This is a genomic window from Pseudomonas putida (genome assembly GCF_009883635.2).
Taxonomy (GTDB): domain Bacteria; phylum Pseudomonadota; class Gammaproteobacteria; order Pseudomonadales; family Pseudomonadaceae; genus Aquipseudomonas; species Aquipseudomonas putida_W.
On the sequence record NZ_CP026115.2, the window covers coordinates 4609892 to 4632988 of the forward strand.

A 23097-nucleotide genomic window follows, 5' to 3' on the forward strand; every position below is an offset into this window, starting at 1 on the left:
GCCCTTTCGCGGGCCGGAAAGGTCAGCGCAGATCCATTGCCTTGCAAAGCCCTGCGGCAAGCTCGGCAACGGTCTGGTAATCACGGCGCAAGTGCACGCCGTAACGAGCCTCCAGCCCCATCAGCGCAAATTCGCATTTGTCCCTGTCCTGATGCGCCAGCAAGGTCCCCAGCCATGGATCGACCACCCCGGCATCCTGTAAATAGTCGATTACTTGTCGCTCGAATTCCATGCGCAGCCAACGGGTTGCGATATGCACGATAGGGGCTCCTTGGCATAAATCGGGAGCCCTAATCTTCAATACCGCCGCCAATCTGCGCTACTGGCAAAAATATCAGGCGCCGTCGTCTACCCTTAAGCCTTCACCGGTGGCTCCTGGCTCGGCGGATCCCCCACCGTCGGCGGCATGGTTGGCTTGATCGGCAACTCGTCCGGATCTTCCTCCGGCACGGGCGGCGGCAAGCTCGGGTCGTCGATGTTGGGATCGGGTGTTTCCGGTGGAATCGGAATGTTCATGGCCTGACCTCGCATGGGTGGTTTGAAGAGGTACTGCAGGCTCTGACCGCTGGCAGCTGCCGTTCGCTCAATTTTTTTGAACCCCACGCCTGTGCCCGGCTCTGAACCCTTACCGCCACCAGCCTGAGGGAGCAAGGTCGATGTCACGAAACGAGCCCTTTGAAAGCGTGCCCATGGCGAACGATCACCCGGACCAGGCCATCAGCCTGTCCCAGGCGCTGCTGGCACCGCGCATCGTGATCGAAGACACCCAACCCGTGCTCGATGCCGGCACCTTCGCCGCCAAGGCCGTCAGCGGCCAGCCGGTGGCTGTCAGCAGCAAGGTCTACGGCGACGGCCACGACCGCCTGGCGGTGGTGCTCAACTGGCGCCAGGCCCACAGCCGTCGCTGGCACTGCGTGCCGATGCAGTCGCCGGGCAACGACCTGTGGCTGGCCGAGTTCACCCCCATTGAACTGGGCCCGCACCTGTTCAGCATCGAGGCCTGGATCGACCCGTTCGCCACCTACTGCCACGACCTGGAGAAGAAGTACCACGCCGGGGTCGAGGTCAAGCTGGAGCTGGAAGAGGGCCGGCTGATGCTCGGCCAGGGTATCGACCTCAGCGAAGGCGCGTTGCGCGAGGAGCTCAGCGCCTTGCAGCAGCAGCTGGTTTCGCTCAAGGCCGATGACCAGGTGGCGTTGCTGCTGCACCCTGACACCGCACGGCTGATGGCCGAAGCCGAGCACCGCAGCTACCAGACCCGCAGCGGCGAATTCCCCGTCGATGTCGATCGGCCGGCAGCTTTGTTCGCCAGCTGGTACGAGCTGTTCCCGCGCTCGGTCACCGACAGCCCCGAGCGCCACGGCACCTTCAACGACGTGCACGAACGCCTGCCGATGATCCGCGACATGGGCTTCGACGTGCTGTACTTCCCGCCAATCCACCCGATCGGCACCCAGCACCGCAAGGGCCGCAACAACGCTTTGCGTGCCGAGCCCGGCGACCCCGGCAGCCCCTACGCGATTGGCAGCCCGGAGGGCGGCCATGAGGCCATCCACCCGCAGTTGGGCACGCGCGAGGACTTCCGTCGGCTGGTCGCCGCTGCGGCCGAGCACGGCCTGGAAATCGCCCTGGACTTCGCCATCCAGTGCTCCCAGGACCACCCCTGGCTGAAAGAGCACCCCGGCTGGTTCAGCTGGCGCCCCGACGGCACCATTCGCTACGCCGAGAACCCGCCGAAAAAGTACCAGGACATCGTCAACGTCGACTTCTACGCCGCCGACGCGGTACCGAGCCTGTGGCTGGCCCTGCGTGACGTGGTGGTCGGCTGGGTCGAGGAGGGCGTGAAGACCTTCCGCGTCGACAACCCGCACACCAAGCCGCTGCCGTTCTGGCAATGGTTGATCGCCAATGTTCGCAGCCAGTACCCCGAGGTGATCTTCCTCGCCGAGGCCTTCACCAAGCCTGCGATGATGGCGCGCCTGGGCAAGGTGGGGTATGCGCAGAGCTATACCTACTTCACCTGGCGCAACAGCAAGCAGGAGCTGCGCGAGTACTTCGAGGAACTCAACCAGCCGCCGTGGCGCCACTGCTATCGGCCGAACTTCTTCGTCAACACGCCGGACATCAACCCCTATTTCCTGCACACCTCGGGCCGCGCCGGGTTCCTCATCCGTGCTGCGCTGGCGACCATGGGTTCGGGGTTGTGGGGCATGTATTCGGGCTTCGAGCTGTGCGAAAGCACGCCGCTGCCGGGCAAGGAGGAGTACCTGGATTCGGAGAAGTACGAGATCCGCCCGCGCGACTTCAACCAGCCTGGCAACATCGTCGCCGAGATTGCCCAGCTCAATCGTATCCGTCGGCAGAACCGGGCGTTGCAGACGCACCTGGGCGTGGCGTTCTTCAACTGCTGGAACGACAACATCCTGTACTTCGCCAAGCGCACGCCCGAGCGCGACAACTACATCCTGGTGGCGATCAGCCTTGACCCGCACAACGCCCAGGAGGCCAGTTTCGAGCTGCCGTTGTGGGAGCTGGGGCTGGACGACAATGCCGACACCTTGGGCGAGGACCTGATGAACGGCCACCGCTGGACCTGGCATGGCAAGACCCAGTGGATGCGCATCGAGCCCTGGCACCAGCCGTTTGGTATCTGGCGCATCGAAAAGGCCCGTTAACGGCAGCACGTTATTACCTCTGGTAGGAGCGAGCGTAGCTCGCGATGGGGCGCACAGCGGCCCCAGTTTTTCAGCTTCGCATCTACTATTGCCGGGGCTGCCTTGCAGCCCATCGCGAGCTGCGCTCGCTCCTACAGGGATCGCGCGCAACCGAGGACAGAAAGGAGTCACCCATGGCCAAGCGTTCCCGCCCGGCAGCCTTCATCGATGACCCGCTGTGGTACAAGGACGCCGTGATCTACCAGCTGCACATCAAGTCGTTCTTCGATGCCAACAACGACGGCATTGGCGATTTCGCCGGCCTGATCAGCAAGCTCGACTACATCGCCGAACTCGGCGTCAACACCCTGTGGCTGCTGCCGTTCTACCCCTCGCCACGGCGCGACGACGGCTACGACATCGCCGAATACAAAGCCGTGCACCCGGACTACGGCAGCATGGCCGACGCCCGCCGCTTCATCGCCGAGGCGCACAAGCGCGGCCTGCGGGTGATCACCGAGCTGGTCATCAACCACACCAGCGACCAGCACCCGTGGTTCCAGCGTGCCCGCCATGCCAAGCGCGGCAGCAAGTCGCGGGACTTCTACGTGTGGTCGGATGATGACCAGAAGTACGACGGCACGCGGATCATCTTCCTCGACACCGAGAAGTCCAACTGGACCTGGGACCCGGTCGCCGGCCAGTACTTCTGGCACCGCTTCTATTCGCACCAGCCGGACCTCAACTTCGACAACCCACAGGTGCTCAAGGCGGTGATCGGGGTGATGCGCTTCTGGCTCGACCTGGGCGTAGATGGCCTGCGCCTGGACGCCATCCCGTACCTGATCGAGCGCGACGGCACCAACAACGAAAACCTCCCCGAAACCCACACGGTGCTCAAGGCGATCCGCGCCGAGATCGACGCCAACTACCCCGACCGAATGCTGCTGGCCGAGGCCAACCAGTGGCCCGAGGACACCCGACCGTACTTTGGCGAAGGCGATGGCGACGAATGCCACATGGCCTTCCACTTTCCGCTGATGCCGCGCATGTACATGGCCCTGGCCATGGAAGACCGCTTCCCGATCACCGACATCCTGCGCCAGACCCCGGAAATCCCGGCCAACTGCCAGTGGGCGATCTTCCTGCGCAATCACGATGAACTGACCCTGGAAATGGTCACCGACCGCGAGCGCGACTACCTGTGGAACTACTACGCCGAAGACCGCCGCGCCCGCATCAACCTCGGCATTCGCCGGCGCCTGGCGCCGCTGTTGCAGCGTGACCGGCGGCGCATCGAGCTGCTCACCAGCCTGCTGCTGTCGATGCCTGGCACACCCACCCTGTACTACGGCGATGAACTGGGCATGGGCGACAACATCTACCTCGGCGACCGCGACGGCGTGCGCACGCCGATGCAATGGTCGCCGGACCGCAACGGCGGTTTCTCCCGAGCCGACCCGCAGCGCCTGGTGCTGCCGCCGATCATGGACCCGTTGTATGGCTACCAGACCGTCAACGTCGAAGCCCAGGCCCACGACCCGCACTCGCTGCTGAACTGGAACCGCCGCCTGCTGGCCGTGCGCAAGCAGCAGAAGGCCTTTGGCCGCGGCAGCCTGCGCACGCTGACGCCGAGCAACCGGCGCATCCTCGCCTACCTGCGCGAGTACACCGACGCCGATGGCAACACCGAGGTGATCCTCTGCGTCGCCAACGTCTCGCGTGCCGCCCATGCTGCCGAGCTCGAACTGTCGCAATACGCTGACAAAGTGCCCGTGGAGATGCTCGGAGGCAGCGCCTTCCCGCCGATCGGGCAACTGCCGTTCCTGCTGACCTTGCCACCCTATGGCTTCTACTGGTTCCTGCTGGCGTCCCACGACCGCATGCCCAGTTGGCATATCCAGCCCACCGAGGGGTTACCGGAATTGACCACACTCGTGCTTCGCAAACGCATGGAGGAGCTGCTCGAAGAGCCCTCCCGCGAAACCCTGCAAACCGCCATCCTGCCGCACTATCTGCCGAAGCGGCGCTGGTTCGCCGGCAAGGAAGGGCCGGTCGATCAGGTTCGCTTGAACTACGGCGTACGCCTGGCGACGGCTACCACGCCGGTTCTGCTGAGCGAAATAGAAGTGCTCAGCGAAGGCGTGGCGACCCATTACCAGCTGCCGCTCGGCCTGCTGCCGGAAGATCAGATCAGCACGGCCTTGCCGCAGCAGCTGGCGCTGTCCCGCGTGCGCCGGGCACACCAGGTTGGCCTGATCACCGACGCTTTCGTGCTGGAACCCTTCATCCGCGCTGTGCTCAAGGCTTGCCAGGATGGGGCGAGTCTGCCGTGTGGCAACGGGCAGGGTGAGCTGCGCTTCGAGCATACGGGGCAACTGGCCGGCCTGGGCCTGGACGAGAGCAGCCCGGTGCGCTACCTCAGCGCCGAGCAGTCCAACAGCTCGGTGGTGATTGGCGATCGCGTGGTGCTCAAGCTGATTCGCCGGGTCAACCCGGGCATTCACCCCGAGCTGGAAATGAGCGCCTACCTCACCGCCGCCGGTTTTGCCAACATCTCGCCGTTGCTGGCCTGGGTCAGCCGCGTCGACGAGCAGGGCACGCCGCACCTGTTGATGATTGCCCAGGGTTACTTGAGCAACCAGGGTGATGCCTGGGCCTGGACCCAGAATACTCTGGAGCGGGCCATCCGCGACGAGATGGAACCGACCAGCGTCGACGCCGAAGCGCACACCGACGCGCTGGCTGAGCTGAATGGTTTCGCCGCCTTGCTCGGCCAGCGCCTGGGCGAGATGCACCTGTTGCTGGCGGCACCGACCAGCGATGAAGCCTTCCAGCCACGCCCCAGCGATGCCGACGACAGCCAACGCTGGAGCGTGCAGATCAGCGCCGAACTGAACCACGCCCTCGATCTGCTGGCCCAGCACCGCGAACACCTCGACACCGACAGCCAGGCCCTGGTCGACGACCTGCAACAGCAGCGAGAAGGCCTTGCCCAGCACATCGCCAAACTCGCCGAACAGGCCCAGGGCGGCCTGCTGATGCGCGTGCATGGCGACCTTCACCTGGGGCAGGTGCTGGTGGTGCAGGGCGATGCCTACCTGATCGATTTCGAAGGCGAACCGTCCCGTCCACTGGACGAACGCCGGGCCAGGCACAGCCCGTACAAGGATGTCAGCGGCGTGTTGCGATCCTTCGACTATGCTGCTGCGATGATCTTGCGCAGCGCGTCTGCCGTGGACCTTTCCGACCCGGCGCGGCAAGCCCGGCAACGGGTTGCCCGGCAGTACCTGCACCAGTCGCGGCATGCCTTCGTCGAAGCCTATGGCCTGGCCACCGCCGCCATGCCCCATGCCTGGCAACAGGCCGAGGGCGAGCGCGCCGCACTGGAGTTGTTCTGCCTGGAAAAAGCCGCCTACGAAATCACATACGAAGCCGAGAACCGTCCGAGTTGGCTGGCCGTGCCTTTGCATGGCCTGCATGGACTGATCAGTACCTGGGGAGAGTCAGAATGAACGTTACTACGCGTGAAAACGGTGGCCTTCGGCAACGGGATCTGGACGCCCTTGCCCGCGCCGAGCACGCCGATCCTTTTGCCGTACTGGGCCCCCACGGTGACGGGCAGGGTGGCCTGTTCGTCCGTGCCTTCCTGCCCAATGCCCTGAACGTGCGGGTGCTGGCGCGCCATGATGGGCGCATCCTCGCCGAAATGGTGCAGGGCAGCCTGCCTGGCCTGTTCAGCGCGCACCTCGATGAGGCACAGCCGTACCTGCTGCAGATCGGCTGGGCCGGGGGCGAGCAGGTGACCGAAGACCCCTACAGCTTCGGCCCGCAACTGGGCGACATGGACCTTTACCTGTTCGCCGAAGGCAACCACCGCGACCTGTCCGGGCGCTTTGGCGCCCAGCCGATCCAGGTCGATGGCATCGATGGCGTGTGCTTCTCGGTGTGGGCGCCGAATGCGCGGCGGGTGTCGGTGGTGGGTGACTTCAACAACTGGGACGGCCGCCGCCACCCCATGCGCCTGCGCCACAGCGCTGGCGTGTGGGAGCTGTTCGTGCCGCGCCTGGGTGTGGGTGAAACCTACAAGTTCGAAGTGCTTGGCAAGGACGGCATCCTGCCGCTGAAGGCTGACCCGCTGGCCCGCGCCACCGAGCTGCCGCCGAGCACCGCATCGAAGGTGGCCGCCGAACTGAGCCACGACTGGCAGGACCACGAGTGGATGGAGCATCGCGCCCAGCGTCATGCCTACAGCGCACCCTTGTCGATCTACGAGCTGCACCCCGGCTCCTGGCAATGCGAGCTCGACGAGCTGGGTGAAGTGTCGCGCTACTACAACTGGCGTGAACTGGCCGAACGCCTGGTGCCTTACGTCCAGCAGCTGGGCTTCACCCATATCGAGCTGCTGCCGATCATGGAACACCCGTTCGGTGGCTCGTGGGGCTACCAGCCGCTGTCGATGTTCGCACCGACCTCGCGCTATGGCAGCCCTGAAGACTTCGCGGCATTCATCGATGCCTGCCACCAAGGCGGCATCGGCGTGATCCTCGACTGGGTGCCGGCGCATTTTCCTACCGACGAACATGGCCTGGCCCGGTTCGACGGTACCGCACTGTACGAGTACGACAACCCGCTGGAAGGCTACCACCAGGACTGGAACACGCTGATCTACAACCTTGGCCGCAACGAGGTGCGTGGCTTCATGATGGCGTCGGCGCTGCACTGGCTCAAGCACTTCCACATCGACGGCTTGCGCGTCGATGCGGTGGCTTCGATGCTGTACCGCGACTACTCGCGCAAGGCCGGTGAGTGGGTGCCCAACCGCCACGGCGGTCGCGAAAACCTCGAGGCCATCGACTTCATCCGCCACCTCAACGGCATCGCCGCCCACGAGGCACCGGGCGCACTGATCATTGCCGAAGAGTCCACCGCCTGGCCGGGCGTGAGCCAGCCGACCGAGCAGGGCGGCCTGGGCTTTGCCTACAAGTGGAACATGGGCTGGATGCACGACACCTTGCACTACATCCAGAACGACCCGGTGCACCGCACCTATCACCACAACGAGATGAGCTTCGGCCTGATCTACGCCTATTCCGAGCACTTCATCCTGCCGATCTCCCACGACGAGGTGGTGCATGGCAAGCACTCGCTGATCGACAAGATGCCCGGTGACCGGTGGCAGAAGTTCGCCAACCTGCGCGCCTACCTGACCTTCATGTGGACCCACCCGGGCAAGAAGCTGCTGTTCATGGGTTGTGAGTTCGGCCAGTGGCGCGAGTGGAACCACGACCATCAGCTGGACTGGTACCTGCTGCAATACTCCGAGCACCAGGGTGTGCAGCGCCTGGTCGGTGACCTCAACCGCCTGTACCGCGAACTGCCGGCGCTGCACGAGCAGGACTGCCAGCCCCAGGGCTTCCAGTGGCTGATCGGCGATGACGCGCACAACAGCGTGTATGCCTGGTTGCGCTGGAGCAGCCAGGGCGAGCCGCTGCTGGTGGTGGCCAACTTCACCCCGGTGCCGCGTGAGGGCTACCGGATTGGCGTGCCGTTCGGTGAGCGTTGGCAAGAGTTGCTCAACAGCGATGCCGAGCTGTATGCCGGGTCGAATGTCGGCAACCTGGGAGCGGTGGCGAGTGATGAGGTGGCCAGCCATGGGCAGCCTTTGTCACTGGCGTTGAACCTGCCGCCATTGGGTGTGCTGGTGATGAAGCCGGCCTGATTTATTGCCTGTGCTGGCCTCTTCGCGGGTCAAGCCCGCTCCTACAGGAGTTATGCAATCCTTGTAGGAGCGGGCTTGTCCCGCGAAGGGGCCAGACCTGCCTACCACCGCATCCGCACCCCAAGGCTGCCAATCAACCCATTGATGTCGTTGCCATCCACATCACTGCTGTAATCGGCACTGACAAACAGCGCCACCGTCGGTGTCACCCGCGCCACCAACCCCAGGCCCAGTTCCACCGTGGTCGAATAGCGCGAGCTGGAGATCTTGTCGACCTCGTCCAGCTTCACATCGTTGCCATCGTTGAAGTCATACCAGACGTTGGTCCGCACATAGGGCTCGATCGGCATGCCTTTCACCTCGTAGCGCCCGGACAACTTGGCACCGACCCGACCGCTCCAGCTGGGCTGGCTGTCGAACGCCTGCAAGGTCTCTTCCTGCACCTGATTGCCCGGGAAGAACCGCTGGTTGATCAATTGCGCCTGGGGCTCGATGACCCAGCCACCCCCCAGGCCGATCGGGTAACCGCCTTCCAGCGAGAAGGTCATCGCATGGCCGCTGTCGTCCAGGCGCTGGCCACTGTCGCCGCGGCCCATCACCTCGATGCGCGAGCCCATGGCCACGGCATCCAGGTGCCAGCCTTGCTCATGGGTCATGCTCCAGTACACCCCCAGGCTTTCGCCACTGAGGTTGACCGCGTTGCGCTGTTTGTCGCCCAGCAATGGCCGTACGCCGTTGAAGCTGCTCTGCAGGTTGTTGTGCCCCACGAAAATCCCCGCACGGTGGACGTTGCCATCGGCGGTTTCACGCACGAACAGGTCCGGGCCGATCATCATTTGCTGGCTGGGCGCTTCCAGCTGTTCTGGTGCCCGCGCTCCGGGGCGTGGTGTGGCGCCAGGGAAGAACTGTGCCCATTGGCCTGCCACCAGGTCGGGTGCCGGCAGGCTGTGCCGCTCGCTCATCTTTTCGGTGAAGGCGTTCAGCGTACCCATGTTCACGCCGCTGGCGCTGACCGGGTCGAGCGACAGCGTCGGCACCGTCGCTTGTTGCAGGTAGCTGGGAGAGATCGGATCTTCCTGCAGTTCGAATGCAAAAGTTTCCACCGGGGTTGCCAGAAGCATCGACGTGGAAACCGCGTAGAAAATACGATCGAAGCGCAAGGGATTCGAGGTTGTTTTCATGGCGGATCTCCTCTGTTTTCTTGTTGTACAGCCCAAGGACCTGGCCTGCGTGTCACGAGCTGTACGACAAAAACAGAGGGCGACCCAAACCAGCGCGCCAGCTTTCGCGGGCGCGAGCAAAGGCGCGAGCTAGAGGCCCGGCGCGAGTTTTTACGTCTAGTGATACTGTTCAGCTAAGGAGAGACCGGCGCTTGCGTCAAGAAAGCGTGAAAGGTCTATTCAAGCACCGTGACTGTCATTAACCCTTTGATTGTCTGAGTTAATTTGTCGGGTATAGCGATGATCGCTATTTCTGTGGGACTGGCTATGCCGAATCATTGTTACAACCTGACCTCCACGGCCAGTGGCAGATGGTCGGAAAGGTGCGTCCAAGGTTTGTGCCCCAGAATCTGCGGCGCATGGCTATCGGCGTTGCGCAGGTAGATGCGGTCCAGGCGCAGCAGCGGCAGGCGGGCAGGATAGGTGCGGGCGAGCAGGCCGTGGTGGCGCTCGAAGGCCTCATGCAGGTCGCGCTGCAGGCGCAGGGTGCGGTTACCGTGTTGCTGCCAGTCGTTGAAGTCGCCGGCAATGATCACCGGTGCATCGGCAGGCAGCCCATCGAGCAACTGGCGCAGCAGCTGCAGCTGCTTCTGCCGGTGGCTTTCCAGCAGCGACAGGTGCACGCAGATGGCATGCACCTTGTGCTGGCCGGGGACGTCGAGGATGCAGTGCAACAGACCGCGACGCTCGGGGCCGGTGATCGACACGTCGAGGTTGCGGTGTTCGATGATCGGGTATTTGGACAGCAGTGCATTGCCGTGGTGGCCGTCGGGGTAGACGGCGTTGCGGCCGTAGGCGAAGTCGCTCCACATGCTGTCGGCGAGGAATTCGTACTGCGAGGTCTGTGGCCAGCCAGGGTAGCGCGCGGCATGGCGGTCGTGGCTGCCGAGCACTTCCTGAAGGAACACGATATCGGCCTGGGTGCTGCGCACCGCCTCGCGCAGCTCAGGCAGGATGAAGCGCCGGTTGAAGGCGGTGAAGCCCTTGTGGGTGTTCACCGTCAGCACCCTCAGCCGATGCACGGCGGGTGCCTGGCTAGTGCTAGCGAAACCTGGGCTGCCGGCTTCGAGGTTCACGGTGGCTCCTCAATGGCTGCTGCTAGGATTGTTGCTCCTACAAGGGACAGGCACTGGCTATCGAGGTTCAGTCTGCCTCGCGCGGACTGCTTTGTGTGTCTACGCTTACCACAAGGGAGGCGTATGGCTGATGTGTCGTAGAGCTTGTATTGATGCTTACCGGGTAGATCAAAGCATCCATACCAGCGAAATGGAATTCCGCCATGGCGACTTTCAATTCCTCTGTTTTACATGCAGGCACTCCTAGCCTGGCAGTGCTTTGCCCTCGTGGTTTCCCGGTGGGTGAACTCGCGTGCTATCGGGAGCAGGCAGCAGAAGCCGTCGAGCTGCGTATCACCCGCCATTGGCACGATGCCTGCGGCAACCTTGCGAAAAGCCTTGACCCCCGTCTTGCCGATACGGCGACCCCGAACTTTCGCTGGCACAGCGACCTGGCTGGGCGAACTCTGTACACCGAAAGTATCGATGCCGGCTCGAGCATGGCCCTGCCTGACGTGGCCGGGCGTCCGCTGCTGGCGGTCAGTGCGACCGGCGTCAGCCAGGCCTGCTTCCATGAAACGCCTTCGCTACCAGGCCGGCTGCTGGCCGTGACTGAGCAGGGCGCTGGCGAAGCGCTGCCGCGAGTCGCAGAGCGCTATCGCTGGGCAGGCCTGAGCCCGGTTGAAAAGCACCGCAACCTTGCGGGTCAGTGTGTGCGCCATTACGACACCGCAGGCCTCATCGAACTGCAAAACCTCGCACTGAGCGGCGCAGCGCTGGCCCAGTCTCGGCGCCTGCTTGCAGGCGAAGACGAGGCGGACTGGGCGGGTGACGACGAGCAAGCATGGCAGAGCACACTGGAGCCAGAGCGCTATGTGACGTTGCGTACGCTTGATACCACGGGAGTCCAGTTGACCCAGACGGATGCGCGGGGCCACCAGCAACGTCAGGCCTATGATGTTGCCGGGCAGTTGCAGGGCAGTTGGTTGACCCTGCAAGGCCAGGCCGAGCAGGTGATCGTTGCTTCATTGTGTTATTCGCCATCGGGCCACAAGCAGCAGGAAGTCCATGGTAATGGGGTAATCACGGACTACGGCCTCGACCCAATGACCCAAAGGCTGACAGGCATTCGTGCGCAGCGCCCAGGCACACAGACCTCCGCTGCCACGACGCTGCAGGACCTGCGCTACCGTTACGACCCAGTGGGGAATGTACAGAGTGTGCGCAATGACGCCGAAGCTACCCGCTTCTGGCGCAATCAGAAGGTAACGGCAAAAAGCACCTTCACCTACGACAGCCTGTACCAACTGGTGCAGGCAACGGGGAGGGAGATGGTTGGATGTGGTGCTCAGGGGCCACAGTTGCCTGATGTAATGGTTCCCTTGCCAACTGACGAGAGCGCCCTCACAAATTACACGCGCCGCTACAGCTACGACCGCGCAGGCAACCTCATCCAAATGCAACACAGAGCCCCGGCCAGCAACAACGTCTACACCACTCGAATGACCGTCTCCAACCGCAGCAACCGCGCGGTGCTGGCGCATGAGGGCCTGTTGCCTGAGCAGGTGGATGAATTGTTCGATGCCGGTGGCCATCAACTGGAGCTGCTGGCCGGACAGGACCTGCGCTGGAATGCGCGGGGTGAGTTGGCGCAGGTGAAACCGATCGAACGTGAGGCGGGCGCGGATGATCGCGAGTGGTACCGCTATGGGGGTGACGGGATGCGCCTGCTCAAGGTGAACGAGCAGCAGGCAGTGGGTGTTACTCAATCTCAGCGAGTGCTGTATCTGGATGGCCTGGAATTGCGCGACACCGGCGAAGATACACGCCTGCAAGTGATCAAGGTCGCAGCAGGGGGGGGCGCAGAAGTACGAATGCTGCACTGGGCCAGTGGCTTGCCGGCAGGCCTGGACAATGATCAGGTCCGCTACAGCTATCACAACCTGATTGGCAGCACCGGGCTGGAGCTGGATGGGCAGGGGGCAGTCATTAGCCAAGAGGAATACTACCCGTTCGGCGGCACGTCCGTCTGGGCGGCGCGCAGTCAGATCGATGCAGAATACAAGATCATTCGTTATTCCGGGAAAGAGCGCGATGTGACAGGCCTGTATTACTACGGTTATCGCTACTATCAGCCTTGGGCAGGTCGATGGTTGAGTGTGGACCCTGCGGGGGCAGTGGATGGGTTGAATCTGTATCATATGGTGCAAAACAATCCTCTATCGTTGCAGGATCCTGATGGGAGAGAATCAGGAAAACGTAAGGGGGGTTACATCTTTTCACCTTTTGTGAATGAGCAGGCGATGGAGGATGTTGGTTACGCTAACGCGCAGCGCAGATATCATGGCAAATCATTTCGAACGGTCGTTGTTCGAGATGAGGGGGAAAGGAAAAATTTCGAGCAGTTGAGAGAAGCCCGTATAGGTGAATTAACGAGTGGCATTGCTTTCCGACAAGCTATACTTGATGCGGGAGGGCGCATCTCCTCAATGATGAGATTAGCTATATGTGTGGGGGCGCCAATAGCGTCAATAGCGCTTCGTGCTGTTGGAAATGCATCCTCAGTGGATGGTTCACCTAATATTTTATTGTCTGGGTTTTCAAAAAAGCTCAATGAGATAAGTGGTCTCTCAAGCGAGCAGATGATAGTTGGTGCTACTGAAGATATAGAGATTTTTACTAACGAAATTGCTGCATTGAGGCATACGAAATTTGAGGTGGGTTCGTCTGTGTTGCCAGCACTTGAGCCTGGTAGTTCGAAAATTTATGTAGGCTCGGTTCATGGTGCCGCTGGGCAATCTGTGCTTCAGGGAGAAATGTCTCAGGGGAGGTATAACGCAGGAGCATTGCTCTCAGACTTGGAACAGATGGGCATGCGCAAAGATTTTGATGATATCCGTATTGTTGCTTGCCACAGTGCTGACGCTCGAGAGCCGCGCTCTTTTGGCAGTGAAGATTTGGCTGCTGCAGCTAGAAGTAGGCAGAATGTAATCTCGTTTGCGGAGTTTTTTTACAACTATGCTCGGCAGGTAGGGTTTAGGTGTTTGAATGTAACAGGTTATCACGGTGCGGTGTATATTAACTATACGGATCATCATGTGGCCGAAATCGCTAGTCAACTGGGTCGACGCTCGCACGCTAAAAGGGTGTTTGGCAAGCAGTGACTTAAGAATACAGCGGTAGCCGGGTCCGAAGCTGCCGCTGTATGACAAAGATGAGTAGATTCGAATTGTCGGGTGTCATTTGGCTTCAGGGTGTGACAGGCCCTTTAAAAACTGTGCTATTCGTCCTCACGCTGCAATACCATCAACAACAGCGACCGCCCCTTGACCTCAAAAGTACTGTCAAACTGCAAACTCTGCGGCTTGCGCATCTCTGGCCGATCAGTGTCGACCAGGCAGCTCCAGTACTCGCCTTCGGGCACTGCTGGCAGCAGGAACGGCACCACATCATGGTGTGCGTTGACGATCAGCAGCATGGTCGCCTCCGACCCCGGCCGTGCAATACCACTGACTTGGGCACGGCCATCGATGAGCATGCCCAGGCAGCGCCCGTGCGGGTCTTCCCACTGCTCCACGCTCATCTCGCTGCCATCCGGCGCCAGCCAGGTGACGTCCTTGACCCCGATCGCCTCATTGTAATCGCCCACCAGGAACCGCGAGCGACGCAACACCGGGTAGGCCAGGCGCAGGCGGGTCAGGCGCTTGACGAAAGCCAGCAGTTCCTTGCCTTCATCGTCCAGGTCCCAGTTGACCCAGCCGATCTCGCTGTCCTGGCAGTAGGCGTTGTTGTTGCCATGTTGGGTGCGGCTGAATTCATCGCCGGCGACGATCATCGGCGTGCCCTGAGCCAGTAACAGCGTGGCAAAGAAATTGCGCATCTGGCGCATGCGCAGGGCGTTGATTTCAGGGTCGTCGGTGGGGCCTTCGGCACCGCAGTTCCACGACAGGTTGTTGTCGGTACCGTCCTGGTTGTTCTCGTCATTGTCTTCGTTGTGCTTGCTGTTGTACGACACCAGGTCGCGCAGGGTGAAGCCGTCGTGGGCGGTGATGAAGTTGACCGAGGAATACGGCCGGCGCCCGCGGTTGTTGAACATATCACCCGAGGCGGTCATGCGTGAGGCAAAGTCCGCCAACTGGCCTTCGTCGCCTTTCCAGAAGGCCCGAGCGGTATCGCGGAAGCGGTCGTTCCACTCGGCCCAGCCTGGCGCGAAGTTGCCGACCTGATAGCCACCTGGGCCGCAGTCCCAAGGCTCAGCGATCAGCTTGACCTGACTGAGCATCGGGTCCTGGCGGCAGGCGACGAGGAAACCATGGCGCTCACTGTAGCCATCGTGATAGCGGCCGAGGATGGTCGCCAGGTCGAAGCGGAAGCCGTCGACGTGCATCTCGCCGGCCCAATAGCGCAGCGAGTCGGTGACCAGCTGCAGCACGCAAGGGTGGCTGAGGTCGAGGGTATTGCCGGTACCGGAATCGTTGATGTAGTAGCGCTTGTCGTCGGGCATCAGCCGGTAGTACGAGGCGTTGTCGATGCCACGCATCGACAGGGTCGGGCCACGCTCGTTGCCTTCGGCGGTGTGGTTGTAGACCACGTCGAGGATCACTTCCAGGCCGGCGTCGTGCAGGTGCGCGACCATCTCCTTGAACTCGGCGATCTTGCCGCTGGCGAGGTAGCGCGGGTGCGGCGCGAAAAAGGCGATGCTGTTGTAGCCCCAATAGTTGTTCAGGCCCTTGTCCAGCAGATGCTGGTCGTTGACGAAGGCGTGGATCGGCAGCAGCTCGATACTCGACACGCCCAAGTCCTTGATGTGCTTGAGCAGCTCGTCGTTGGCAAGGCCCGCGAAGGTGCCGCGCAGTTCTTCAGGCACAGCCGGGTGGCGCATGCTGATGCCGCGGGCGTGGGCTTCATAGATGATCGTGCGCTCCCAGGGGATCAGCACACGTTGGTCGCGGCCCCAGGTGAAGGCCGGGTCGATGACCTTGCATTTGGGCACGAAGGGCGCGCTGTCACGTTCGTCGAACGACAGGTCGCCGTCGGGGTGGCCGATGGTGTAGCCGAACAGTGCCTCGGACCATTTCAGGCTGCCGACCAGTTGCTTGGCATAGGGGTCGATCAGCAATTTGTTGGGGTTGAAGCGGTGGCCGTTTTCCGGCTCGTAAGGGCCGTACACGCGGTAACCGTAGACCAGCCCGGGATGAGCATCGGGCAGGTAGCCGTGGTAGATCTCGTCGGTGTACTCGGGCAGTTCGATGCGCTCGATTTCCTGCTCGCCGGTGGAGTCGAACAGGCACAGCTCGACCTTGGTGGCGTTGGCCGAGAACAGGGCGAAGTTGACTCCCAGGCCGTCCCAGGTGGCGCCCAGGGGGAAAGGCAGGCCTTCGCGGATACGTGACGGGGCGACGGAGCGGGTTTTCTTTGGGGTGCGCGGGCTCATGGCGATCCTCGATTGGCCGTGGTGGAGGGGATGTTGCGGGGACTTGTGCTGGCCTCTTCGCGGGCAAGCCCGCTCCAGGGATCTCACAGCGCCCGGGGGCACTGTAGGAGCGGGCTTGCCCCGCGAAAGGGCCGGCACAGGCTTAACCGGCCGTGGGCTTCTTCACTGCGCGAGGCTTCTTGGCAGCAGGCGTTTTCGCCGCAGGCAGGGCAGTTACCTTGGGCTCGGCAGGCGCCTTGGGCTTGGCCGGTGCTCGCTTGCGTGGCTCTGCCTTGGGTGCCAGCGCCTCGGCTTCGGCAAGCTTGCGGGCCATGTCCCAATGGCGCTCCTCTTGCCCCTCCGGTTTACCTTCCGATTCCCAGATCTGGTAAGCGAATTCGCGTACTCGTTTTTCTTCGACACTCATCACGACGCTCCTGAATGCTATGCATGTTCAATCAACAGGTTGACCGGAAATTGCGACAGAACCGCGCTCAACATCAGCTCCTTTGTAGGGCTGACAGCGGCCGCGCCGAAAAGTCCAGTCCAAGTGGCAGGCGACAAGGCAAACGGCAGGATCACCCGGGTGTCGTCCCAGTTCTGTGCCGGGATCAACGGTGTAGTTGCGCTGCCCAGCAGGCCGCTGGCCAGGCGCGGGGCGATGACGATGGCGCGTTGGCCTTCCCCCAGGCGGGCGAAGGCGATGACCTGGTCGGCATGCCGGCCTTGCACGTTCAGCGGCAGGTAGGCGCCCCGGCGGAACAGCTCGGCATTGGCCTGGCGGCAGTCCAGCACCCGGGCGATCAGGGCCTGCTTGATGCGGCCGTCGCGCCAGTGCGCCAGCAGCTCGGCGGGCGCGGCGGCATCGTCCAGGGTGCGGCGCCTGCAAGCGTAGTCCACGGCGCGGCGGTTGTCCGGGTCGACCAGGCTGAAATCCCAGTACTCGTTGCCCTGGTACAGATCGGGCACGCCCGGCACGGTCATGCGCAGCAGGCTCTGGACCAGGCCGTTGAGGGCGCCGGGGCAGGCGATCAGTTGTGCGGCATCGGCCAATGACTGGCGCAGCTGCTGGTTTTCCCGATCCAGCAGCAGGCCGTCGATATAGGCGGCGCAGGCCGCTTCATAGGCATCGTTCGGCGCGCTCCAGCTGCTGCGCAGCTTGGCTTCGCGCAGCGCCTTCTGTTGCCATTGGCGGATGCGTTCGGCGTACTGGCGCAGCGCGTTGTCGTCGTGCAGGTCGAGGGTCAGTGGCCAGCTGCCCAACAGCGTCTGCAACAGCAGCAGTTCGTCGCCGGGGCTTGGCGCCACGCCGTCGTCCAGTTGCTCACGTAGCGGCGCGGCCAACTCGCGCCAGTGCTCCACGCGGCTGGCGAACCAGGGCGCGCGCTCACTCAACACGGCCAGGCGTGCGCGGTTGTCCTCGCCACGCTTGTGATCGTGGGTGGCGGTGGCCAGCAGATTGTCGGGGAAGTCACGCAGGCGGCGCTGGGCCTCGTTATGGAAATGCTCGGTGCCGGCGCTGAAACGCTCGGCCTCGAAGCCGACGTCGTTACGCGATAGCAGCCGTGCCGAGCGGTAGAAGGCGGTGTCCTCCACGGCCTTGGCGGCACTGGGGGCGGTGAGCTGCTGGAAGCGCACACAGGCATGGCGCAGGTGCTTGCGCGGCCGGCCCGGTGGCATCTGGCGCCAGGGCTGCCCGCCGAGCCACTGTTCGAGCTGGTCGAGCAGCGGCCAGTCGGCTTCGCTCAGGTCCTGACGGGCATGGGTCAGGGCCTGCTGGAAGAACCGCTCATCTTCGGCCGGGCGCCCACAGGCGTTGAAATAGGTGCGATAGACCGGGTAATGCGCGACCAGCGCCTGCAGTGCGCGGCGAATGGCACCGAGGGTCAGGTCGCGGGTCATCAGGTCGTCGCGGGCGACCTGCAGCAGGGCCTGGGCCACCGACTCGCAGTCGCCGGCCAGGCTGGCATTGAGCACCAGGTGGCGCGCCAGGCGCACTTCCTCGGCGAAGTCGGGGCGTTCGCTGACGGTGGCCCACAGCTCGGTCAGCGGCGCTTCGCCGGCCGGGTCGTGCTGCAGCTGCGAGACCTGGTTCATGAACTCGTAGCCGGTGGTGCCGTCGGTGAGCCAGTCGCGGTGCAGGTGCTCGTCGGCGCCGAGGATTTTTTCCACGTAGATCGGGAAGTGCTCCAGCGCGGCCTGCAACGGCCGCCTGGCGAGCAGGCTGTCGACCCGGCGACGCAGCTTGCGGCAATAGCCGCGCGGGTCGGCCAGGCCGTCGATATGGTCGATGCGCAGGCCGTCCACCAGGCCGCGCTCGATCAGCTCGAACAGCTTGGCGTGGGTCGCCTCGAACACCACGGCACGCTCAACCCGCAGGCCGCCGAGTTCGTTGATGTCGAAGAAGCGCCGCCAGTTGATGTCATCGGCGGCGGTGCGCCAGCTGGCCAGGCGGTAGGTCTGGCGTTCGAGCAACAGGTGCAGGCGTTTGAAGCCCTCTTCGCTGCGGCTGTCGAAGGCGATCAGGGTCGACTCCAGGTCTGCGCCATCGCGCACCAGGCGCGCCAGTTCGGCGTGCAGGGGCAGGGCGTCTGCCAGTGGCTCAGACGCTTCACGCAGTGCGGTGAAATGCTCGGCCAGGGCCTTCAGCGCAGGCTCGGGGCTCTGCGCGAGGATCCAGCCATAGTCCAGTGGGCAGATCGGGAAGCGGTGCTGGTAGTGGGCGATCTGCAACACGCCCGATTGCGGTTCGAATTGCAGCGGGATTTCGCCGTTCTTCAGCGCCGCGCCATAGTCGCTGCCGAGGAACGGCAGCAGCAACTGCCCGGCCAGCAGCGGGTCGCTGGAGTGCCACTGGATGTCGAAGAACTCCGCGTAGGGGCTGCGCCGACCCCAGGCCAGCAGGCTCTGCCACCAAGGGTTGTCGGCGCCGCCCACGGCCATGTGGTTGGACACGGTGTCGAGGATCAGCCCCATGCCATGCTGGCGCAGCGCGGCCACCAGCCGTTGCAGCGCTGCCTCGCCACCCAGTTCGGGGTTGACGCAGGTCGGGTCGACCACGTCGTAACCGTGGCGCGAGCCGGCGCGTGCCTTGAGGATGGGCGATGCATACAGGTGGCTGATGCCCAGCTGGGCGAAATACGGCACCAGTGGCACGGCGTTATCGAGGCTGAAGTCTTTATGAAATTGCAGGCGCAGCGTCGCTGTCAGTAACTTCATCGGTCACGCTCCCAGGCTTGTTCGCGGGCCTGGGCCAGCAGTTCAAGGCGCCGTGCGGCGTCTTCGTCTTCGAGCAGGTCGCGCACCGGCGCGGCGAAGCGCCGGCGCCAGTTGGGGTGGCCGCTGGTGGTGCCGGGCAGGTTGGGTTGCTCGTCGCTGCCGAGCAGGTCTTCCAGCGGGATCAGCACCAATGGGGCGCGGGTGTGGCCGACGTAGCGGATGGCGGCATCGATCAAGGCGTCATTGTCCTTTTGCGGGCCATAGTTGGCTTCCAAGGTGCGGCGCAGGCCTTCGCACTCCTTCTGCCTTGTATGGCGCCAGTGCAGTTCGGTGGCGGCGTCGATCAGGTGCAGGCGCTGGCTCCAGTCGATGTCGCGGCTTTGCAGCCAGCCGGCCAGCGGCGCCAGGTCGTGGGTGCCGGTGGTGGCCAGGGCGTCGTCCGGCCAGTCGAGAATCGGCTTGAAGTGGCCGGGCTGGGTCTGCTCGAACGGCAGCACGCGCATGCCCAGTACGGCTTTGGCCGCCAGCTGTTCGCGCAGCCCCTCGGGCACGGTGCCGAGGTCTTCGCCGAGGATGATCGCCTGGTGGCGCACCGACTCCAACGCCAACAGGCGCAGCAGGTCTTCCAGCGGGTAGTTGAGGTAGGCGCCTTCGGCGGGTTTGCAGCCTCGGGGGATCAGCCACAGCCGGCGCAGGCCCATCACATGGTCGATGCGCAGGCCGCCGGCATGGGCCAGGTTGGCCCGCAGCATTTCGATGAAGGCACGGTAGCCGTTGCGCTTGAGGCCCTCGGGGGAGAAGGCGCAGATGCCCCAGTCCTGGCCCGAGCGGTTGAGGATGTCGGGCGGCGCGCCGACCTTGAGGTTGGCCAGCAGCTCGTCCTGGCGGCTCCAGGCCTGGCTGCCGGCGCCATCGGCACCGACGGCCAGGTCGGCGATCAGGCCGACCGCCATGCCGTTGCTGCGTGCGGCGTGCTGGGCACGTTGCAGGCTGCGTTCGGTCAGCCACTGGCAGAACGCATGGAACTCGACCTTGGCCGGGTAGGCGTTGGCGAAGGCTTCTACTTCCGGGTGATACGGGTCGTGCCAGGCACTGGGCCAGTTGCGCCAGTCGGCGCCCAGGCCATGTTCGACGGCTTGCGCCTGCAGCACTTCGAAGCGGCAGTGATGCTCCAAGGCCTGGCCGCGGGCCTCACGGAAGCTGTCGAAGTCCTTGCGCAGCGGGTGGTCGGCCTGGCTGAAATCCTGGTACAGCGCTTCGAGCAGGCGCAGGCGGGCGTCGGCGGCGCGTGGCCAGTCCACCAGTGGGCGCTGCTCCAGGTCTTCGAGCACTTGCTCCAGGCCACACGCCTCGATCGCCATGCGCACGGCGCGTTCGCCCAGCAGTGCGGAGGGGCTGGCGTACAGGGTGTTGAGCAACAGGCGGCTGGATGGCGAGTAGGGGCTGTAGTGCTGCTGATCGACGGCCGAAAGCGCGTGGATCGGGCTGATCGCAAGGGCATCGGCACCGCGCTCGGCGGCGCTGCGCGCCAGTTGTTCCAGGGCCAGGCAGTCACCGAAGCCACCATCGCCGCTGCGCCGCAGGCTGTAGAGTTGCACTGCCAGGCCCCAGCAGCGCGGCGGCGGTTCGGCGACCGCGTCTGCCAGGCTGTGGCAGCGCGGCGGTGCCACAGCGACGGTGAAGCTGCGGTCGTTGATCTGCAGCAGGTGGTAGCCGACCGGCAGGCCGCCGGGCAGGTTGCCTTGGGCATCGAGGGTCAGGTATTGCAGGCGGTTGCTTTCCAAGGTACAGCGCACGGCGCTACCCGGTGGGAAGTAGCGCTGCAGGGACAACGGCTGGTCAAGGTCGGCGGTGATCAGCGGTGGCAGGTGTTCGGCGTCTTCGGCGGCCTCCACGGCGCGCAGGCTGGCCTGGATGGCAGGTTCGTCGCCGGCGGGGTGGCCCAGGCCGTCGAGGACCTTGCGCAGCACCTCGTCGCTGACCTGTTGTGGCCGGTTGCTGGCGTCGATCCAGTCACGGACCAGCCCGACGCGGGCGGCCAGTCGGTGCAAGGCGGTTTCGCTCATGGGCGCTCCTGGCCAGGTGATAGCAAGCTGACCACACAGCTGTGGGCGGACAGCGCAGTGTCGGGGTGGGTGGTGTCGCTGCTGTCGAACAGGCGCCGTTCGGCAGCGGGCAGTGCGACCGCCTGTGGCGTGGCGGCCAGGTTCAGGTCGATGCGCAGGGTGCTGCCATCGCCCAGCTGCCAGCGCGCAGTGAGCGCCTTGTCGCCCAGCACCTCGGCGCCCAGGGCGCGGCTGCCGGGCAGGTGGGGGATGACGTGGCGCCGGCGCAGGTCGAGCAACTGGTGATAAAGGCCGTGCCAGCCGGCGATGACTTCCTTGTTTTGCGGTCGCGAAGCCGCAAAGGTCTGTTCGGCATTGGGGTCGGGTATGTGTTCGCGTTGCTCGGGGTCGGCGAATGCCTTGAAGTGGGCGAATTCGCCGCGCCGACCTTCGCGCACGGCGTCGGCCAGGTCGTCGTGGAAGTCGGTGAAGAACAGGAACGGCCGGCAACTGCCATCGTCATCGCCCATGAACAGCAACGGGATCATTGGCGCCAGCAGCAACAGGCCTGTAGCTGCACGCAAGGCCGCTGGCGGGCACAGGCGGGTCAGGCGTTCGCCCAGGGCGCGGTTGCCGACCTGGTCATGGTTCTGCAGGAACAGCACGAAGGCACTCGGCGCCAGGTGCCCGCTGGGTTCGCCGCGTGGTGTGCCGTGGCGGTTGGCCTGGCCCTGGAACACGAAGCCTTCGGACAGGCAGCGGGCCAGCTTTTCGATGGGTTTTTCCTGGTAGTCGGCGTAATACCCTTCAGTTTCCCCGGTCAGCAGCACATGCAGGGCGTTGTGGCCATCGTCATTCCACTGGGCATCGAAACCCTGTTCGAGCAACGAGGCCTGGTTATGCTCGTTCTCCAGCACCAGCCACACATGCCGGCCAGGTTCGACGGCGGCGCGCACCCGTTGGGCCAGTTCGACCAGGAAGTCGGGCTGGTCGATGGCGTGCACGGCATCCAGGCGCAGGCCGTCGCAGCGGTAGTCGCACAGCCACATCAGGGCGTTCTGGATGAAATACTCGCGCACCTCGCGGCGGCGAAAATCGATGGCTGCGCCCCAGGGCGTCTGGCGGTCTTCGCGGAAGAACGGGCTGGCGTACTGGTGCAGGTAGTTGCCGTCCGGGCCGAAGTGGTTGTAGACCACATCCACCAGCACCATCAGCCCCTGGCCATGGGCGCGGTCCACCAGCGCACACAGTTGCTCGGGGCTGCCGTAGCTGTGCTGCGGCGCATAGGGCAGCACACCGTCATAGCCCCAGTTGCGTTCGCCGGGGAACTGGCCCAGCGGCATCAGCTCGATGGCGCTGATGCCCAGTTCGGCCAGCCGCGGCAACTGCCGGGCGACGCCCTGATAGCCTTCGAGCACACCGACGTGCAGTTCCTGAATTACCGCTTCGTGCCAGGGCCGGCCTTGCCAGGGGTGCTGCCAGGGGTAGGCGCCGGTGTCCACTACCTGGCTCGGCCCGTGCACGCCCTCGGGCTGGTAGCGCGACGCCGGGTCGGCTACCTGAAGCTTGCCGTCGATGCGGTAGTGATATCGGTCACCGGCCTGGCACGGGGCAACTCCCGTGTACCAGCCGTCGTCATCGGGCAGCAGCTCGATGGCGGGCTGCTGCTCCAGTTCCAAACTCACGCTGCGCGCATCGGGCGCCCACAGGGCGAAGCGCGCCGACGTGGCGTCCAGCAGGTGTGCGCCATGCCTGTGCATCTTCGAACC

At 63.9% G+C, this 23097-nt stretch carries 13 protein-coding genes; 4 read left to right on the plus strand and 9 right to left on the minus strand.

Features of this window, described 5'->3' with window-relative positions; genetic code table 11:
- Positions 1 to 22: 22 nt before the first annotated feature.
- Both C2H86_RS20995 and C2H86_RS28225 read right to left on the minus strand, forming a co-directional pair.
- A complete protein-coding gene (locus C2H86_RS20995; protein WP_159409636.1) occupies positions 23 to 259 on the minus strand; it encodes a hypothetical protein in 237 nt (78 codons plus the stop codon).
- Between the two features lie 95 nt (positions 260 to 354).
- A complete protein-coding gene (locus tag C2H86_RS28225) occupies positions 355 to 516 on the minus strand; it encodes a hypothetical protein (RefSeq protein WP_162838450.1) in 162 nt (53 codons plus the stop codon).
- Between the two features lie 140 nt (positions 517 to 656).
- Between C2H86_RS28225 and C2H86_RS21000 the strand changes: the two genes are divergently transcribed.
- From C2H86_RS21000 to glgB, 3 genes are all read left to right on the plus strand, one after another.
- Positions 657 to 2675 (plus strand): alpha-1,4-glucan--maltose-1-phosphate maltosyltransferase, encoded by a 2019-nt coding sequence (locus tag C2H86_RS21000; protein ID WP_159409637.1) that lies wholly within the window; start codon positions 657 to 659, stop codon positions 2673 to 2675.
- A 173-nt stretch (positions 2676 to 2848) separates the two neighbouring features.
- Complete coding sequence (gene treS, locus C2H86_RS21005; RefSeq protein WP_159409638.1) at positions 2849 to 6169, plus strand: maltose alpha-D-glucosyltransferase; 3321 nt, start codon at positions 2849 to 2851, stop codon at positions 6167 to 6169.
- Positions 6166 to 8376 carry a 1,4-alpha-glucan branching protein GlgB gene (gene glgB, locus C2H86_RS21010; protein WP_159409639.1) on the plus strand — a complete coding sequence of 737 codons (2211 nt, stop codon included), beginning with the start codon at positions 6166 to 6168 and terminating at the stop codon, positions 8374 to 8376. Before treS ends, glgB begins: the two co-directional genes overlap by 4 nt.
- A 101-nt stretch (positions 8377 to 8477) precedes the next feature.
- Here the strand turns inward: glgB and C2H86_RS21015 are convergent, their stop codons facing one another.
- Together C2H86_RS21015 and C2H86_RS21020 are read right to left on the minus strand one after the other, a co-directional pair.
- Positions 8478 to 9557, minus strand: a complete 1080-nt coding sequence (locus C2H86_RS21015) for an autotransporter outer membrane beta-barrel domain-containing protein (protein ID WP_159409640.1) — start codon at positions 9555 to 9557, stop codon at positions 8478 to 8480.
- A 320-nt stretch (positions 9558 to 9877) separates the two neighbouring features.
- Entirely contained in the window at positions 9878 to 10672 is a 795-nt protein-coding gene (locus C2H86_RS21020) for an endonuclease/exonuclease/phosphatase family protein (protein ID WP_159409641.1), read from the minus strand.
- Positions 10673 to 10875: 203 nt separating this feature from the next.
- Here C2H86_RS21020 and C2H86_RS21025 point away from each other — a divergent pair, with 203 nt between their 5' ends.
- Positions 10876 to 13815 (plus strand): RHS repeat-associated core domain-containing protein, encoded by a 2940-nt coding sequence (locus C2H86_RS21025; protein WP_159409642.1) that lies wholly within the window; start codon positions 10876 to 10878, stop codon positions 13813 to 13815.
- A gap of 116 nt (positions 13816 to 13931) precedes the next feature.
- On the opposite strand, the gene glgX is transcribed toward C2H86_RS21025, so the two are convergent.
- The 5 genes from glgX to treZ form a co-directional block, all read right to left on the minus strand.
- Positions 13932 to 16085, minus strand: a complete 2154-nt coding sequence (gene glgX, locus C2H86_RS21030) for a glycogen debranching protein GlgX (protein WP_159409643.1) — start codon at positions 16083 to 16085, stop codon at positions 13932 to 13934.
- A gap of 142 nt (positions 16086 to 16227) precedes the next feature.
- On the minus strand, positions 16228 to 16494 hold the full coding sequence (locus C2H86_RS21035) for a DUF2934 domain-containing protein (RefSeq protein WP_159409644.1): 267 nt from the start codon (positions 16492 to 16494) through the stop codon (positions 16228 to 16230).
- 14 nt (positions 16495 to 16508) lie between these two features.
- Complete coding sequence (locus C2H86_RS21040; RefSeq protein ID WP_159409645.1) at positions 16509 to 19283, minus strand: malto-oligosyltrehalose synthase; 2775 nt, start codon at positions 19281 to 19283, stop codon at positions 16509 to 16511.
- Positions 19280 to 21349 (minus strand): 4-alpha-glucanotransferase, encoded by a 2070-nt coding sequence (gene malQ / locus C2H86_RS21045; protein WP_159409646.1) that lies wholly within the window; start codon positions 21347 to 21349, stop codon positions 19280 to 19282. Before malQ ends, C2H86_RS21040 begins: the two co-directional genes overlap by 4 nt.
- The gene (gene treZ / locus C2H86_RS21050; RefSeq protein WP_159409647.1) at positions 21346 to 23088 is read right to left on the minus strand and encodes a malto-oligosyltrehalose trehalohydrolase; all 1743 of its coding nucleotides are present in this window, start codon (positions 23086 to 23088) and stop codon (positions 21346 to 21348) included. Before treZ ends, malQ begins: the two co-directional genes overlap by 4 nt.
- Between the last annotated feature and the right edge of the window lie 9 nt (positions 23089 to 23097).